A 15,906-nucleotide genomic window follows, 5' to 3' on the forward strand; every position below is an offset into this window, starting at 1 on the left:
GGGCTCCCCGAGGTCCGGGTCGAGGCGGGCTTCCCGGCCGAGCTCCTCGCCGTACGCGGGGACGGCGTCGCGGGCGCGCTCTCGCAGGCGTACAGCCGGATCGTGGTGCACCGGGGGCGGGTGGTGGCCCGGACCAGCGCGGTGCGCGAGTACGGCGACCCGCCGGGCGGGCACGGCCCCGGGCTGCCGCGCCAGGGACGGCCGGAATCCACCGGCGGGGCGTGAGCGCGGGGGCGCGCTCCGGCGTACCGTCGATCGCATGCGCATTGTCATCGCAGGTGGACATGGTCAGATCGCGCTGCGGCTGGAGCGGCTGCTCGCTGCGCGCGGGGACGAGGCGGTCGGCGTCATCCGCAACCCCGATCAGCGGGGCGACCTCCGGGACGCGGGCGCCGAACCGGTGGTGCTGGACCTGGAGTCGGCCTCGGTCGAGGAGGTCGCGGAGGTGCTGCGCGGCGCCGACGCGGTGGTCTTCGCGGCCGGCGCGGGTCCGGACAGCGGTACGGCCCGCAAGGACACGGTGGACCGGGGCGCCGCCGTCCTGTTCGCCGACGCGGCGGAGCGGGCGGGGGTGCGCCGCTACCTCGTGGTCTCCTCCATGGGCGCCGACCCGGAGCACGCCGGGGACGAGGTGTTCGACGTGTACCTGCGGGCGAAGGGCGCGGCGGACGCGGACGTCCGGGCGAGGTCCGGTCTGGACTGGACGATCCTGCGCCCCGGCATGCTCACCAACGACGCCGGCACCGGCCAGGTCCTGCTCGCCGCGAAGACGGGCCGCGGCCCCGTCCCCCGCGACGACGTGGCGGCGACCCTCGTGGAACTCCTGGACACCCCGGCCACGGCGGGCCTCACCCTGGAACTGATCGGAGGCACGGTGCCGCTGGCGGTCGCGGTGAAGGACATCGCGGGCAACTGATCCGTGATCCGTGGGGCCGACCTGTGCGGGCGGGGCGGCCCGGCGGGTGGCCTCAGCTCTCAGGTGTCCCGTGCAGCGCAGAGGGGAAGACCACCCGGCCGAACTCGGTGACCTCGACCAGCGATCCCGTCGATGGCTTCACCTGTTCGAGTTCGCGCCACTTCGAGAGGGCCAGCTCCTTCAGGTCGGGGATGGCCTGTGCCAGCATCGCGCCTCGCGACTGGCTCCCGGTGACGATCCGCGGCCGCCAGGCACCGTCCTTGTCCCGCCGACGGCTGTTCAGGGGCGGTGCGGTCTCGTCCTGCAACGCGTGTTCCAGGGCAAGCCCGCACGTCTGATGTCCGGCCTTTTCAACCTTGGCCCGGTCGCCCTCGGGCGCCTCGGGGAGCAGCAGCGGCCAGCGCAACACCACGACCCTCTCCCACAGCTCGGGCGGCACCGTGTTGGCCAGGTGGTGGCTCTCCCCCACCGGAAGATCCCTCAACCGTCGCCCGGCCTTCTGCGTCTGCCCCACGTAGGAAAGCCCGACGCCTGAGAGATAGACCCCGTACAGCACGGCCCCGGCCACCGCGGCCCCGTCCCCTTGCGCTTCGGTGAGCAGCGCCCCCACCCGATGCGCGAACCGGTACCGCCGCTCCTGCCACCGGGCCAGCGAAGGGGCATCGCCGAGCAACGTCTCGAGCGACGTCCTCCAACCGAGATACGCGTTTTCCACCAACTGGTCATCCACACGCACCAGTCTGCAACCTCCCACCTCGCTCCTTCCGGGCGCACGAGAAAACCCCTTCCGCTCTGCTGAGGGAAACGTGGTCTGCGGAGCGGCACGTTCAGCTCGGAGAACCTGAAAATCCGTCGTTCGCCTCGTGCCACCCGAGAACAATGCCGGGCATGGGGACAGACATTCACGGTTTCATCGAGTGCCGTTGGGATCGCTGGCTGGACGAGGGCGATCGCACGTGGTTCGGGGCCATCGACCTCGTGCACTTGTACAACGGGCGCGACTACGTCGCCTTCGGCTCCCTGTTCGGCGTTCGCGACACCAGCTCGTTCCGCCCACTAGCGGATCACCGCGGCCTCCCCCACGACGTGTCGAAGGAGGCCCGCGCCGAGTTCGAGCCCTGGAGCGACGAACTGCACGGCGCGTCCTGGATCACCTGGGCAGAGCTGGCTGCCGCCGACTGGGACGAGGTCGCGAACGAGGTCGACGGCTGCGTACACGAGTACCGCCGGGCCTCCGATGGCGGCTGGAGGATGCACGGCCGAAACACCGACCTCACGCGCTTCGCCGAACTCTCCGGCCTGACCGATTCGCGGCGGCTCTACAGCGCGGGCGGCATGTACCCCGAGGGCACCGAGTGGCCGGACGGCGATCGGCTCTTCCGCGTCGGCCGGCTGCGACGGAAGGATGCCGTACCCGACAGCGAATGGGGCGCCGTCCGGACGGTCATGCGCACGCTGGCGAGCCTTCACGGTGACGAAGGGGTACGCCTGGTCGTCTGGTTCGACGGCTAGCTCGATGTCGGTCAGCAGCAAGTTGCCCAGATGGTGGAACTTTTGCATCTGGGACTTGCCAGGCTTCATCTCGGCGCGATCCGAGATCTTCGAGCCGCTTCGATCCCTCGGTTGCGGGAGTGGAACGAACCCGGGTAGGCCGACGTCCCCCGGGGGACGTCTGGGGGACGTGCCCTGGTTGGAGCTGGGGTTCGGGTGGGATCGGGTGGGACACGGGGGTGTTTCGGGCGGCTGGCGCGCTTCCGTCGCGGGAACGAGAAAACCCCTTCCGATCTGCTGTAACAGCAGGTCGGAAGGGGTCTCACTTCCAGTGGCGGCGCCAGGGTTCGAACCTGGGTAGGCTGAGCCGGCAGATTTACAGTCTGCTCCCTTTGGCCACTCGGGCACACCGCCAAGGGATGCCGCCTTCGAGTCCCGCTTTGCTGCGGTGCTCTCTGGCAACGACGTAAACAATACCTGATGACCGGGGGTGCTTCGCCACCGGATTCTTCGGCGGTCCTCGGGGGCGGGGGTGGCTAGGCTTGGCCGGTGGCGGGGCTCGCGGGGTTCGCGGCCCGTCGCGCCAGGCACGTCCTTTCCCAAGCACCCCCGATCCAAGGAGCCACACGTCATGGCCGACTCCAGTTTCGACATCGTCTCGAAGGTCGAGCGGCAGGAGGTCGACAACGCCCTCAACCAGGCCGCCAAGGAGATCTCCACCCGCTACGACTTCAAGGGCACGGACGCCTCGATCGCCTGGTCCGGCGAGAAGATCCTGATGCAGGCGAATGGCGAGGAGCGGGTCAAGGCGATCCTCGACATCTTCCAGTCCAAGCTGATCAAGCGCGGGATCTCGCTGAAGTCGCTGGACGCCGGTGAGCCGCAGCTGTCCGGCAAGGAGTACAAGCTGTTCGCCTCCATCCAGGAGGGCATCACGCAGGAGAACGCCAAGAAGGTCGCGAAGATCATCCGCGACGAGGGCCCGAAGGGCGTCAAGGCCCAGGTCCAGGGCGACGAGCTGCGGGTCACCTCGAAGAGCCGGGACGACCTCCAGGCCGTGCAGGCGCTCCTCAAGGGGCAGGACTTCGACTTCGACATCCAGTTCGTGAACTACCGGTAGTCGGCCGGGTCGGTCGTCGGCCGGCGGGGCGGGTGGGGCGGGGCGCGAGGCCGGGATCACGGCCTCGCGCCCCGGTCCGGTCCTCCCGGTCGGCGGCCGTGCCAGGGTGGGGGGATGTCCTTCGAGACCTCCGGGGCCACCGAACCCCCCGCGTCCGCCGGCCCCGACGCCTGGCTCATCCCCTCCCCGCCGGTCCCGTTCGGCGGCGGTGAGGTGTTCCGCGGCAGCGATGCCGGGACGGTGCTGGACTTCTGGCGGTACGCGATGCCCGATCTGCGGACCAACACCACCCGGGGCCTGCTCGCGGAGTTCCTGGTGCACCGGGCGGTCGGCGCCACCGCCCGCAACGTCGAGTGGGAGAGCTTCGACGTGCTGGCCCCGGGCGGGGTCAGGATCGAGGTCAAGACGAGCGCGTACCTCCAGGCCTGGGGGCAGCGGCGGCTGTCGGAGATCCGCTTCTCCCGGCTGAACGCCCGCACCTGGACCCCCGAGGGCGGCACCGCGCCGGAGCAGTCCTACAACGCGGACGTCTACGTCTTCGCCCTGCACACCGCGCTCACCCATGCCGATTACGACCCGCTGGACATCGGTCAGTGGGCCTTTCACGTCGCTTCCCGGGCCCTCGTGGAGGCCACCGGGCAGGGCAGCCTGGGCCTGGCCTCCGTACGCCGGCTGTGCGGCGAGCCCGTGGGGTACGAGCGGCTCGCCGAGCGGATCGCGGCCTGCTCCCCCCGGGCTGCATGTCCGAATACCGCCGGTCGTGGGGGTGCGGGCGCAGCAGACTGGACCGTGGCGGCCGGTGGTTCGGCCGGTCGTACGGATGGAGAAGAGGCCCGGTCATGACCCTGTACGCGACGGTCGACAGCCCGTTGGGCGAGCTGCTGCTGGTCGGCGAGCGGCAGCCGGAGGCGGGGCGGACGGAGCAGGCGGCGCTCGTCTCGCTCTCCCTGCCCGGTCAGAAGGGCGGCGCGGTCCGCCAGGAGGGCTGGACGCACGCGCCCGCGGCGTTCAGCGGGGCGGCGGCGCAGCTGCGGGAGTACTTCGAGGGGCGCCGGACCCGGTTCGAGCTGGTGTATGCGGAGGGGCGCGGTACGGAGTTCCAGCGGCGTGTGTGGGCCGCCGTGGAGGCCGTGCCGTACGGCGAGACGGTGTCGTACGGGCAGATCGCGGAGCGGGTCGGTGCGAGCGGCGCCGGGGTGCGGGCCGTCGGCACGGCGATCGGCCGCAATCCGCTGCTGGTGGTGCGGCCCTGTCACCGGGTGATCGGTGCGGACGGCGCGCTGCGCGGGTACGCGGGCGGGCTGGAGCGCAAGGAGCGGCTGCTGGGGCTCGAAGGGGCACTCGCCGCGCTCGCCACGCGCACCGCCCGCACCACGCGCACCCCGCTCGCCGCGCGCTGATGGAGGGGCTGTTCCCGCGGCCGCGTACGGTCGTCGCGCCGGGCGCGGTGCACGTGCCGGACTGGCTGTCGCCCGAGGAGCAGCGGCGGCTGGTGGCGGCGTGCCGGGAGTGGGCGCTGGGGCCCGTACCGCTGCGGCACACGGCGTTGCCGGGCGGCGGGGTGATGTCGGTGCGCACGGTGTGCCTGGGGTGGCACTGGCAGCCGTACCGGTACTCGCGCACGGCCGACGACGTGAACGGCGCGCGGGTGCTGCCCTTCCCCGCCTGGCTGGCCGATCTGGGCCGCGCGGCGGTGGCGGAGGCGTACGGGGCGGAGGCCGGGGGCAGTGGTGCGGAGGCGTACGCGCCGGACGCGGCGCTGGTCAACTTCTACGACGGGGCCGCCCGCATGGGCATGCATCAGGACAACGAGGAGGCGTCCGGGGCGCCGGTCGTGTCCCTCAGCATCGGCGACGGCTGTGTCTTCCGGTTCGGCAACTCCGGGGGCCGGGGCAGGCCGTGGACCGATGTGGAGCTGCTGTCCGGGGATCTGTTCGTGTTCGGCGGGCCCGCGCGGCGGGCGTTCCACGGGGTGCCGTCCGTCCGGCCCGGCACCGCTCCGCCCGGTACGGGGATGAGCGGCGGCCGGCTCAATGTGACGTTGCGTGAGACGGGGCTGCGGGGCTGACCTCAGCGGCGTTCGCGGGAGTTGCCGAAGAGGAGCCGGTAGGCGATCAGCAGGACCAGGGAGCCGCCGATGGCCGCGACCCAGGTGGCCGGGTCGAAGAAGTCCTTGGTGATCTCGCGGTCCAGGAAGCGGGCGGATATCCAGCCGCCGAGGAACGCGCCGACGATCCCTATGAGGGTCGTCCCGACCAGGCCGCCGGGATCGCGTCCCGGCAGCAGGATCTTGGCGATGACGCCCGCGACGAGCCCGAGAATGATCCAGCCGATAATGGTCATGCGTGCGAACCTACCCGTCCCTCTGTCCTGCTATCCAGGACGCGGGTGAGGGGCGGGCGGTTGCCCGGCGGGGGGGGGCGGTTACCAGCCGGCGAACTGCTGGTCGGTGCGGACGATCTCCTTGCCGAAGGGCATCAGGGACACCGGGATCAGCTTGAAGTTGGCGATGCCCAGCGGGATGCCGATGATCGTGAGGCACAGGGCGATGCCGGTGGTGATGTGGCCGAGGGCGAGCCACCAGCCGGCGAGGATCAGCCAGAGGACGTTGCCGACGCAGGACGGCGCGCCCGCGTCCCGGCGGTCGACGACGCGGTGGCCGAAGGGCCAGAGGGCGTAGAGGCCGATCCGGAAGGCGGCGAGGCCGAAGGGGATGCCGATGATCGTGATGCAGAGGAGGAGTCCCGCGAGCAGGTAGCCGAGGAACATCCAGAATCCGCAGAGGACCAGCCAGATGATGTTGAGAATGGTTTTCACGGGCGGGGACCTGCCATCTGCTCGAGTCGGGCGATGCGCTCCGCCATCGGCGGATGGGTCGAGAACAACTTGGACATGCCCCGGCCCGCGCGGAACGGGTTGGCGATCATCATGTGGCTCGCGGTCTCGATCCTGGGCTCCGGGGGCAGCGGCAGCTGCTGTGTGCCGGTCTCCAGCTTCCGCAGGGCGCCGGCCAGGGCCAGGGGGTCGCCGGTCAGCCGGGCGCCCGAGGCGTCCGCCTCGTACTCGCGGGAGCGGCTGACGGCGAGCTGGATGACGGAGGCGGCGAGCGGGCCCAGGATCATGATCAGGAGCATGCCGAGGAGGCCGGGGCCCTCGTCGTCGTTGGAGCGGCCGACCGGGATCAGCCAGGCGAAGTTGACCAGGAACATGACGACGGAGGCCAGCGCTCCGGCGACGGAGGAGATCAGGATGTCGCGGTTGTAGACGTGGCTCAGCTCGTGGCCGAGGACGCCGCGCAGCTCCCGTTCGTCCAGCAGCCGGAGGATGCCCTCCGTGCAGCAGACCGCCGCGTTGCGCGGGTTGCGGCCGGTGGCGAAGGCGTTGGGGGCCTGGGTCGGGGAGATGTAGAGGCGGGGCATGGGCTGGCGCGCCGACGTGGACAGCTCGCGGACGATGCGGTAGAGCTGGGGCGCCTCGAACTCGCTCACCGGGCGGGCGCGCATGGCCCGCAGCGCCAGCTTGTCGCTGTTCCAGTACGCGTAGGCGTTGGTGCCGATCGCGACCACGAGGGCGACGATCAGGCCCGTGCGTCCGAAGAAGCTGCCGATGACGATGATGAGTGCGGACAGACCCCCGAGGAGTACGGCGGTTCTCAGCCCGTTGTGCCGGCGGTGCACGGTACGCCCTCCAAATCGTGCAGCAGGGGAACCCTTGCTCGGTGCGGCTCCGCTCTCCAGTGGAGCCTCCCGTACGGGTCAACGCCAGGCGAGGGGTGCTAGTTCCCTGGTGCGGACGGCCGTACGGCCCGGAGCGGCCCGGCTGTACGCGCGGGGCGGGCTCTGGGCCGTACGGGTGGGTGCGTGCGGGGGGGGCTCAGCGCTGGGCGGGGAGCTTGGCGAGCGCCAGGGCCTCGGGGTCGGGCTCGACCTCGCTGGTGCAGTGGGCGCAGCGGGAGGCGACGGCCGGGATCGCGGTGAAGCAGCGGGGGCAGTCGCGCAGGGCGGCCTTGATGTCGACCGCCTCCTCCTCCTTCTTGGTGAAGCGGTCCTGCACCTTGGCCATGGGCACGACGACGCAGAAGTAGAGGACGGCGGCGGTGATGAGGAAGGCGATCGCGGCGCTGACGAAGAGGCCGTAGGGGAAGTCGACGCCGTCCACCTTGAAGTGGGCCTTGCTGAAGTCGCCGGTGCCGCGGGTGATGATGCCGATGAGCGGCACGATGAAGCCGTTGCTGAATCCGGTGACGACCGCGGTGAACGCGGCTCCCACGGCGAGACCGACCGCCATCGAGATGACGTTTCCGCGCAGGATGAAGTCCTTGAACCCGCTCAGCACTGCTCTGGCTCCTCTGTGGTGGTGCGACGTCCGTGCGCGTCGCGCGGCCCCGACCCTGCCCTGTGAGGGCGGCTCGGGGCAAACCGATCTTGTGACTTTAGGAACGGTGCGCGGCGTCAGAAGAGGGTGACGGCGGCGAACCTGAGGACCGCCTGGGGGGCGCCGGACAGGACCACTCCCCCGGCCGCCGTGAGGACGATCGCGGCGGTGAGCGGGGCGGGAACGGCGTGCCGTGCGGCGGGCGCGGCCTCCGGGGCCCCGTCGTCGGCGGACGGCGCGCGGAAGAGGATCGCGGTCCAGCGCAGGTAGTAGTAGAGGGCGATCACGACGTTGACGGCCATCACGACGGCGAGCCAGCCCAGTCCGGCGTCCACGGCGGCGGAGAAGACCGTGACCTTGGCGAACAGGCCGATGATGCCCGGCGGCAGTCCGGCCAGGCAGAGCAGGAAAAAGGCGAGCGCGAGGGCGGCCAGGGGGCGGGTGGCGTACAGGCCGCGGTAGTCGTCGATGCGGTTGCCGGGGCGGGTACGGGCGACCAGGGCGGCCACCGCGAACGCGCCGAGGTTCACGACGGCGTACATCAGGGCGTACGCGACGGTGGAACCGATCGTGTGTTCCCCGGCGTACGCGGCGGCTGCGATGGGGACGAGGAGGTATCCGGCCTGGGCGACGGAGGACCAGGCGAGCAGGCGTACGGCGCCCCGCGCGCGGGTGGCGCTCTGGCGGAGCGCGGCGACGTTGGCGAGGGTCATCGTGAGCGCGGCCAGGACGGCGAGGGCCGGGCCCCACACGTCCGCGTAGGCCGGGAAGGCGATCACGGTGACGAGGATGAGCCCGGTGAAGCCGACCGCCTTGCCGACGACCGAGAGGTAGGCGGCGATGGGGAGCGGGGCGCCGACGTAGGTGTCGGGCACCCAGAAGTGGAAGGGCGCGGCGGCCGTCTTGAAGGCGAAGCCGACGAGGGTCAGGGCGACGCCCGCCCCGGCGAGGGTGGACAGCCGCCCGTCCACGTGGTCGAGGCGGCCTGCCAGTTCGGTGAGGTGCAGGGTGCCGGTGGCCGCGTACACGAAGCTGACGCCGAGGAGCATCACGGCGGTGGCGGTCACGGAGGAGAGGAAGAACTTGAGCGCGGCCTCGGAGGAGCGCCGGTCGCCGCGCTTGATGCCGACGAGGGCGAAGGCGGGCAGCGAGGCGACTTCGAGGGCGATGACCAGGGTGGCGAGGTCGCGTGCGGCGGGCAGCAGCGCGGCTCCGGCGGCGGACGACAGCAGCAGGAACCAGAACTCGCCGGCCGGGAGCTTGCGGGTGTCGCCGAGGGAGAGCAGGGCGGTGAGCAGGGCGCCGCCGAGCACGAGGGCCTGGATGACCAGCGTGAAGTGGTCGGCGGTGTAGCTGCAGGCGCGGCTGCCGGTGGTGAGGCAGAAGGTGGAGCGGTCGCCCTCGTGGAGCGGGAGGAGGAGGGCGAGCGCGGCGACTAGTCCGGCGACGGCCCCGTAGCCCAGGAGCGGTTTGCGTTCCCGGGGCACGAAGAGGTCGGCGACCAGGACGGCGAGGGCGACGGCCGCGGCGGTGACGGGGGGCGCGATGGCGAGCCAGTCGACGGACTGGACGAGGCCGGCCGCCCCGGCTGTGCTTGCGGCTGCCACGATCACGACTTGCCTCCCGCGAGGAGCTTCTGCACGGCCGGGTCGGTGAGGCCGAGGAGGACGGCGGGCCACAGGCCGGCGAGGACGGTGAGGGCCGCGAGGGGGGTCCAGGCGGCGAATTCGTAGCTCTGTACGTCGGCGATCTGCCGCGGTTCGCCGCCGGTCGCGCCCATGCAGACGCGGCGGACGACGATGAGCAGGTACGCGGCGGTGAGCAGGGTGCCGAAGGCGGCGACGGACATGAAGGTGAGGAAGGCGGGCCGGCTGAGCCCGTCGGCCGGGTCGAACGCGCCGAACATGGCGAGCATCTCGCCCCAGAACCCGGCGAGTCCGGGCAGGCCGAGCGAGGCGATCGCGGCGAACGCGAGGAGGCCGCCGAGGCGGGGCGCGCGGCCGTAGAGGGCGGCGCCGGTGGCTCCGGCGAGGGTGTCCAGGTCGGCGGTGCCGTACCGGTCCTTGATCGCGCCGACCAGGAAGAACAGCAGGCCGGTGATGAGCCCGTGGGCGATGTTGGCGAAGAGTGCGCCGTTGACGCCGGTGGGGGTCATGCTCGCGATGCCGAGGAGGACGAAGCCCATGTGGCCGACGGAGGAGTACGCGATGAGCCGCTTGAGGTCGCCCTTGGCGCCGGGCCGGGCGAGCGCCAGGCAGGCGAGCGAGCCGTAGACGATGCCGGCGGCGGCGAACGCGGCGAGGTACGGGGCGAAGGTGTGCATGCCGTCCGGGGCGACCGGGAGCAGGATGCGGACGAACCCGTACGTGCCCATCTTGAGCAGGACGCCCGCGAGGAGGACGGAGCCCACGGTGGGGGCGGCGGTGTGGGCGTCGGGCAGCCAGCTGTGCAGCGGCCACATCGGGGTCTTCACGGCGAGACCGAGCCCGATCGCCAGCACGGCGGTGACCTGCACGGACGAGGTGAGGCCGCGGCCGTTGTCAGTGGCGAGTGCCACCATGTCGAAGGTGCCGCTCTTCAGTCCGATGAGGAGCAGGCCCAGCAGCATGACGACCGAGCCGAGCAGTGTGTAGAGGATGAATTTCCAGGCGGCGGCCTGCCTCCGCGCACCGCCCCAGCGGGCGATGAGGAAGTACATCGGGATGAGCACCATCTCGAACGCCAGGAAGAACAGGATCAGGTCGAGGACGGCGAAGGTGGCGAGGGTGCCGGACTCCAGGAAGAGGAGCAGGGCGACGAACGCCTTCGCGGAGGGGCCTTCGGGCAGCTTGAAGTAGCTGTAGAGCGCGCAGAGGAAGGTCAGCAGCGCGGTCAGGACGAGCAGGGGGAGCGAGATGCCGTCGATGCCGAGGTGGATGCGTACGTCCAGCGCCGGGATCCAGCTGATGTCGGTGGTGGCCTGCATCTTCGACGGGTGGTCGTGGTCGAAGCCGGCGGCCAGCGCCAGGGTGGCCAGCAGGATGACCCCGGTGACGGTCACGCCGTGGCGGAGCACGGCCTGTTCGGGGTCGCGGCCCTTGAGGCCGGGCGGGGCGGGGAGCAGGGCGGCGACAGCGCCGATGAGCGGTCCGGCGACGGTGAACGCCAGAAGGAACTGCATCACGGACGGGCTGATATCGATCACGGCTCAGGACCCCGCGTTGACGTTGGCGTAGACGACGGCGGCGACCGCCAGGACCAGGGAACCGGCCAGCAGGGCGCTGAGGTAGGTCTGCACGTTGCCGGTCTGGGCGCGGCGGACTGCCGTGCCGAGCCACCGTGCGCCGGTGGCGGAGCCGCGTACGTAGGTCTCGACGACCTCGCGGTCCAGGAAGCGGACGAGGCGTGCCGCCGCTCGGACGGGGCGGACGAACAGCGCCGCGTAGAGGGCGTCCAGGTGGAAGCCGGTGGCCGCGTGGCGGTGGAGCGGGCCGAGGAGCAGGCGGCCGGGGTCGGCGGGGTCGGGTGCGTCCCCGGCCGGGCCGTAGGCGGCGGTGCGGGCCTCGATGGCCTCGATCTCGACCAGGGCGGGTTCGGCGTCGGGGTGGGCGACGACGGCGCCCAGGGGGACGCGGGCGGCGAGCGCGGTGGTGTGGCGCCAGGCCCCGTAGGTGACCAGTCCGCCGACGAGGCCGAGGCCGGTGGACAGGACGGCCGTGGTCAGCGAGGGGGTGAGGGCGTGGCCGTCGAACCAGTCGCCGAGGACGCCCGCGGTCAGCCCGAGGCCGAGGGTCGGGACGGCCAGCACCCACAGGACGGCGGACATGGCGGCGGGCTGCTTGCCGTGGTCGGGGGCTTCGACGCCGCGGCCCCGGAAGGCGAGGAGCCAGAGCCGGATGGCGTAGGCGCCGGTGAGCACGGCGGCGAGCAGTCCGGCGGACAGGACGGTCCAGCCGGCGGCGGCGGGGGCGACGTGCCGGTCGCCGAGCGCGGTGTGTTCGGCGGCGACGAGGACGGCTTCCTTGGAGAAGAAGCCGGCGAACGGCGGGATGGCGGCCAGCGCGAGCAGGGCGACGGTCATCGTCCAGTAGGCGTCCGGGATGCGGCCGGCGAGGCCGCGCATCCGGGACATGGCGGCCAGTGAGTTGGTGCCGGCGGCGTGGATGACGACGCCGGCCGCGAGGAAGAGGACGGCCTTGAACGCACCGTGCGAGACGAGGTGGAAGACGGCCGCGCCCCGGTCGCCGACGGCCAGGGCGCCGGACATGTAGCCGAGCTGGCCGATGGTCGAGTAGGCGAGGACGCGCTTGATGTCGTCCTGGGCGAGCGCGGCGAGCCCGGAGCCAATCATCGTGACGGCGGCCATCACGGCGAGGACGACGAGCGCCGCGCCGGACGCGGCGAAGACGGGGAGGAGCCGGGCCACGAAGTAGATGCCGGCGGCGACCATCGTCGCCGCGTGGATCAGCGCCGAGACGGGGGTGGGGCCGGCCATGGCGTCGGGCAGCCAGGTGTGCAGCGGGAACTGCGCGGACTTGCCCGCGACCCCGGCCAGCAGGAGCAGCGCGATGACGGTGGGGTGGTCGAGGCCGCCGTGGGCGACGGCGCCCAGGATGCGGGTGATGCGGAAGGAGCCGGTGTCGGCGGCGAGCGCGAACAGGCCGATGAGGAAGGGGACGTCGCCCAGCTTGGTGACGAGGAACGCCTTGAGGGAGGCGGCGCGCGCCTCGGGCGTCTCCCAGTAGTGGCCGACGAGGAAGTACGAGCAGATGCCCATGATCTCCCAGCCGACCAGGAGCACCATCAGGTCGCCGGAGTAGACGACGAGCAGCATCGCGGAGGTGAAGAGGGAGACCAGCGCCGCGTACGAGGGGTAGCGGGGGTCGTCGCGCAGGTAGGCGGTGGAGTAGATCTGCACGCAGCTCGCGACCAGGGCGACCAGCACGGCGACGAGGACGGCGAAGCCGTCGAGGTGCAGGGCCAGCTCGATGGGGACGGAGCCGGTGGGGGTGAGCTGGGTCGCCGCGTCGACGGCCCGGCCGCCGCCCTGGCGTGCGGCGACGACGGCGGCGAGGACCAGGGAGGCGAGGGCGGGCAGCACGGCGAGCGGCCGGACGTAGCCGGGGGCGGTGCGGCCGAGGAGCAGTCCGGCGGCGGCGCCGAGGAACGGGAGGAGGGGGACGAGGACGGCGAGGGTCGTGGTGGTCACGCGGTGGCCTCTGCCTTCTTTGCCTTCCCTGCCGCAGCAGTGGCCTGGTCTTCGGTGCGGGCGGCGCTCTCGGGGTCGTCGTCCTCGTCGTCGCCGGCCGGGACGGTCTCGGCCGCGTCGGTCTCGGCGGTGTCGCGGAGGCGGTCGATGTCGGAGGTGCCGCGGTTGCGGTACACGGCGAGGACGATCGCCAGGCCGATGCCGATCTCCGCCGCCGCGATGGCGATGGTGAACAGGGTGAGGGCCTGGCCGGAGTGCAGGGTGTCGCGCAGCCAGACGTCGAACGCGACGAGGTTGAGGTTGACGGCGTTGAGCATCAGCTCGACGGACATCAGGACGAGGATCGCGTTGCGGCGGGCGAGGACGCCGTACAGCCCGGTGCAGAAGAGGAGGGCGGAGAGCACGGCGGGATAGGCGAGGTGCATCAGCGCGTGTCCTCCCGGGGCGCGGTGGCGGTGTTCGCGGGGGGCCGGGGTGCGCGCGCGTCGGCCCGGCCCTTGCGGGAGAGGACGATCGCGCCGACCAGGGCGGCGAGCAGCAGGACGGACAGCGCCTCGAAGGGGAGCACCCAGTGCCGGAAGAGGAAGGTGCCGGTGGCCTTCGTGGAGCCCTGGGCGGGCCCGTCCAGCTCGATCCAGGTGGTGCGGAAGGCGTCGACGACGACCCAGACCAGGGTGCCGGCGGAGGCGAGGGCGACCACGAGGGCGGCCCAGCGGTTCTCGGAGTCGGCGTCCGGGGAGCGGCCGATGGGGGCGCGGGTGAGCATCAGCCCGAACAGGAGGAGGACGACGACGGAGCCGACGTAGATCAGGACCTGCACCCAGGCGATGAACTCCGCCGTGAGCAGGAGGTACTCGACGGCGAGGCCGCCGAGCGCCACGATCAGCCAGAGGGCGGCGTGCACCAGCTGGCGGGTCGTGACGGTCACGAGGGCCGCGCCGAGGGTGGCGATGCCGACGAGGACGAAGGCGATCTCGACGCCGGTCGGGGAGAGGAAGCCGGGGGCCGCGGGGGCGGCGGCGAGGGCGGGGGTCATGCCGTGCCTCCCTCTGCGGCGTCGTCCCGCGCCGCTTCCTGCTCCCGCTGGGCGCGGAGCTTGTCCGCCGTCTTGCGGGCGGCGGCGATCTCCTTGGGTTCCTCCGCGCGCTCGTCGAGCGCGGGCGGTTCGGGCACCGTCCACATCCACTCGCGCAGCTTGTCGCGCTCGTGGGTGAGGTCGAGGATGTCCGTTTCGGCGTACTCGAACTCCGGCGACCAGAACAGCGCGTCGAAGGGGCAGACCTCGATGCAGATGCCGCAGTACATGCAGAGCGAGAAGTCGATCGCGAAGCGGTCCAGCACGTTGCGGCTGCGTTCCCGTCCGCCGGGCGCGGCGGGGGGCATCGTCTCCTTGTGGGAGTCGATGTAGATGCACCAGTCCGGGCACTCGCGGGCGCACAGCATGCAGACCGTGCAGTTCTCCTCGAACAGCGCGATGACGCCCCGGGAGCGGGGCGGTAGTTCGGGCTGAACGTCGGGGTACTGGGCGGTGACGGTCTTCTTCGTCATCGTCCGCAGGGTGACGGCGAGGCCCTTGGCCAGACCTGAGCCGGGGATCGGGGGCACTAGTTGATCGCCACCTTCACGATGCCGGTGAGCGCGATCTGCGCGAGAGCGAGCGGGATGAGGGTCGTCCAGGCGAGCTTCTGGAGCTGGTCCTCGCGCAGGCGCGGGTAGGTGACCCGCAGCCAGATCACGACGAACGCGAGGACGGCCGTCTTGAGCAGGGTCCAGAACCAGCCGAGGCCGTCCTCGCCCAGGGGGCCGTGCCAGCCGCCGAGGAACAGCACGGTGGTCAGGCCGCACAGCACGACGATGCCCGCGTACTCGGCGAGCAGGAACAGGGCGAAGCGGAGGCCGGTGTACTCGGTGTACGCGCCGAAGATGATCTCGGAGTCGGCGACGGGCATGTCGAACGGGGGCCGCTGGAGTTCGGCGAGCCCCGCCACGAAGAAGACCAGGGCGCCGGTGATCTGCCAGGGCAGCCACCACCACTCGAACGCGTCCAGGATGCCGGGCAGCGACACCGTGCCGGCCGCCATCGCGACCGAGGCGGCGGCGAGCAGCATCGGCAGCTCGTACGCGAGGAGCTGCGCGGCGGTACGGAGGCCGCCGAGCAGCGAGAACTTGTTGGCGGACGCCCAGCCGGCCATCAGGGAGCCGAGTACGCCGATGCCCATGACGGCGAGCACGAAGAAGATGCCGGCGTCCAGGACCTGGCCGACCGCGCCGTCCCCCGGCGCGATGGGGATGGCGACGAGCACGAGCAGGTACGGGAGGAGGGCGACGGCCGGGGCGAGGCGGAAGACCCTGCGGTCGGCGCCGGCCGGGACGATGTCCTCCTTCTGCGCGAACTTCACGCCGTCCGCGACGAGCTGCGCCCAGCCGTGGAAGCCACCGGCGTACATGGGGCCCAGGCGGCCCTGCATGTGGGCCATCACCTTGTGCTCGGTCTGGCCCACGACCAGGGGGAGGACGAGGAAGGCGGCGAAGACGATGAGGAGGCGGAGGGCGACGTCCAGTGCGTCGTTCACGCTTGATCGCCTCCGGGGGTGTCGTCGGGAGCCGGCTTGTCGGCGGGGGCCGGTTTGTCGGCGGTCGGTTCGGCGTCGGGGGCCGGCTTGGTGTCGGAAGTCGGCTTGTCGGCGGCCGGTTTGTCCGGGGCGTCCTCGAACGCCGGGCGCGCGTGGTGCCAGGGCGCGTCCGAGGCCGGAGCGGGTGCCGGTTCCGCAGCGGGTGCCGGGGTCGGGGCGGGCGGCGGGGGCTGCTGGCTCGCCG

At 72.0% G+C, this 15,906-nt stretch carries 18 protein-coding genes, 1 tRNA gene and 2 pseudogenes; 7 read left to right on the forward strand and 14 right to left on the reverse strand.

What is annotated here, in order from left to right; genetic code table 11:
• Both MHW47_RS20185 and MHW47_RS20190 read left to right on the forward strand, forming a co-directional pair.
• Positions 1–225, forward strand: a pseudogene (locus tag MHW47_RS20185) (hydrolase); the annotation flags it as partial.
• A gap of 34 nt (positions 226–259) precedes the next feature.
• Positions 260–916, forward strand: coding sequence for an SDR family oxidoreductase (locus MHW47_RS20190; RefSeq protein WP_239225163.1), 657 nt, complete (start codon positions 260–262; stop codon positions 914–916).
• Between the two features lie 52 nt (positions 917–968).
• Here the strand turns inward: MHW47_RS20190 and MHW47_RS20195 are convergent, their stop codons facing one another.
• On the reverse strand, positions 969–1,646 hold the full coding sequence (locus MHW47_RS20195) for a hypothetical protein (RefSeq protein WP_239225164.1): 678 nt from the start codon (positions 1,644–1,646) through the stop codon (positions 969–971).
• 158 nt (positions 1,647–1,804) lie between these two features.
• Between MHW47_RS20195 and MHW47_RS20200 the strand changes: the two genes are divergently transcribed.
• On the forward strand, positions 1,805–2,428 hold the full coding sequence (locus MHW47_RS20200) for a hypothetical protein (RefSeq protein ID WP_239225165.1): 624 nt from the start codon (positions 1,805–1,807) through the stop codon (positions 2,426–2,428).
• Positions 2,429–2,739: 311 nt separating this feature from the next.
• On the opposite strand, the gene MHW47_RS20205 is transcribed toward MHW47_RS20200, so the two are convergent.
• Positions 2,740–2,821, reverse strand: a tRNA-Tyr gene (locus MHW47_RS20205).
• 217 nt (positions 2,822–3,038) lie between these two features.
• Here MHW47_RS20205 and MHW47_RS20210 point away from each other — a divergent pair.
• The 4 genes from MHW47_RS20210 (at position 3,039) to MHW47_RS20225 (ending at position 5,595) form a co-directional block, all read left to right on the forward strand.
• Positions 3,039–3,527: a YajQ family cyclic di-GMP-binding protein gene (locus tag MHW47_RS20210; protein WP_239225166.1), complete on the forward strand. Its 489-nt coding sequence runs from the start codon at positions 3,039–3,041 to the stop codon at positions 3,525–3,527.
• A gap of 114 nt (positions 3,528–3,641) precedes the next feature.
• Positions 3,642–4,370 carry a hypothetical protein gene (locus MHW47_RS20215; RefSeq protein WP_239225167.1) on the forward strand — a complete coding sequence of 243 codons (729 nt, stop codon included), beginning with the start codon at positions 3,642–3,644 and terminating at the stop codon, positions 4,368–4,370.
• Positions 4,367–4,927 carry a methylated-DNA--[protein]-cysteine S-methyltransferase gene (locus MHW47_RS20220; protein WP_239225168.1) on the forward strand — a complete coding sequence of 187 codons (561 nt, stop codon included), beginning with the start codon at positions 4,367–4,369 and terminating at the stop codon, positions 4,925–4,927. Before MHW47_RS20215 ends, MHW47_RS20220 begins: the two co-directional genes overlap by 4 nt.
• Positions 4,927–5,595, forward strand: coding sequence for an alpha-ketoglutarate-dependent dioxygenase AlkB (locus tag MHW47_RS20225; protein WP_239225170.1), 669 nt, complete (start codon positions 4,927–4,929; stop codon positions 5,593–5,595). Before MHW47_RS20220 ends, MHW47_RS20225 begins: the two co-directional genes overlap by 1 nt.
• A gap of 2 nt (positions 5,596–5,597) precedes the next feature.
• On the opposite strand, the gene MHW47_RS20230 is transcribed toward MHW47_RS20225, so the two are convergent.
• The 12 genes and pseudogenes from MHW47_RS20230 to MHW47_RS20285 form a co-directional block, all read right to left on the reverse strand.
• Positions 5,598–5,870: a GlsB/YeaQ/YmgE family stress response membrane protein gene (locus MHW47_RS20230; protein ID WP_239225172.1), complete on the reverse strand. Its 273-nt coding sequence runs from the start codon at positions 5,868–5,870 to the stop codon at positions 5,598–5,600.
• 81 nt (positions 5,871–5,951) lie between these two features.
• Positions 5,952–6,344 (reverse strand): YccF domain-containing protein, encoded by a 393-nt coding sequence (locus MHW47_RS20235; RefSeq protein ID WP_239225174.1) that lies wholly within the window; start codon positions 6,342–6,344, stop codon positions 5,952–5,954.
• The gene (htpX, locus tag MHW47_RS20240; protein WP_239225175.1) at positions 6,341–7,204 is read right to left on the reverse strand and encodes a zinc metalloprotease HtpX; all 864 of its coding nucleotides are present in this window, start codon (positions 7,202–7,204) and stop codon (positions 6,341–6,343) included. Before htpX ends, MHW47_RS20235 begins: the two co-directional genes overlap by 4 nt.
• A gap of 196 nt (positions 7,205–7,400) precedes the next feature.
• Positions 7,401–7,862, reverse strand: coding sequence for a large conductance mechanosensitive channel protein MscL (mscL, locus tag MHW47_RS20245; protein WP_239225177.1), 462 nt, complete (start codon positions 7,860–7,862; stop codon positions 7,401–7,403).
• Positions 7,863–7,978: 116 nt separating this feature from the next.
• Positions 7,979–9,514 carry an NADH-quinone oxidoreductase subunit N gene (locus MHW47_RS20250; protein ID WP_239225178.1) on the reverse strand — a complete coding sequence of 512 codons (1,536 nt, stop codon included), beginning with the start codon at positions 9,512–9,514 and terminating at the stop codon, positions 7,979–7,981.
• Entirely contained in the window at positions 9,511–11,061 is a 1,551-nt protein-coding gene (locus MHW47_RS20255; protein ID WP_239225184.1) for a NuoM family protein, read from the reverse strand. Before MHW47_RS20255 ends, MHW47_RS20250 begins: the two co-directional genes overlap by 4 nt.
• Before the next feature lie 27 nt (positions 11,062–11,088).
• Positions 11,089–13,089, reverse strand: coding sequence for an NADH-quinone oxidoreductase subunit L (locus MHW47_RS20260; RefSeq protein ID WP_239225179.1), 2,001 nt, complete (start codon positions 13,087–13,089; stop codon positions 11,089–11,091).
• Positions 13,086–13,514 carry an NADH-quinone oxidoreductase subunit NuoK gene (gene nuoK, locus MHW47_RS20265; protein ID WP_239225180.1) on the reverse strand — a complete coding sequence of 143 codons (429 nt, stop codon included), beginning with the start codon at positions 13,512–13,514 and terminating at the stop codon, positions 13,086–13,088. Before nuoK ends, MHW47_RS20260 begins: the two co-directional genes overlap by 4 nt.
• Positions 13,514–14,125 (reverse strand): NADH-quinone oxidoreductase subunit J, encoded by a 612-nt coding sequence (locus tag MHW47_RS20270; RefSeq protein WP_239225181.1) that lies wholly within the window; start codon positions 14,123–14,125, stop codon positions 13,514–13,516. The genes nuoK and MHW47_RS20270 overlap by 1 nt, the downstream gene beginning before the upstream one ends.
• Positions 14,122–14,694: an NADH-quinone oxidoreductase subunit I gene (locus MHW47_RS20275; RefSeq protein ID WP_239225182.1), complete on the reverse strand. Its 573-nt coding sequence runs from the start codon at positions 14,692–14,694 to the stop codon at positions 14,122–14,124. Before MHW47_RS20275 ends, MHW47_RS20270 begins: the two co-directional genes overlap by 4 nt.
• Positions 14,694–15,662, reverse strand: a complete 969-nt coding sequence (locus MHW47_RS20280) for a complex I subunit 1 family protein (RefSeq protein ID WP_239225183.1) — start codon at positions 15,660–15,662, stop codon at positions 14,694–14,696. Before MHW47_RS20280 ends, MHW47_RS20275 begins: the two co-directional genes overlap by 1 nt.
• Positions 15,659–15,906, reverse strand: a pseudogene (locus MHW47_RS20285) (NADH-quinone oxidoreductase subunit C); the annotation flags it as partial. The gene MHW47_RS20280 and the pseudogene MHW47_RS20285, both read right to left, overlap by 4 nt.

This window comes from Streptomyces sp. OfavH-34-F, assembly GCF_022347745.1.
Classification (GTDB): Bacteria; Actinomycetota; Actinomycetes; order Streptomycetales; family Streptomycetaceae; genus Streptomyces.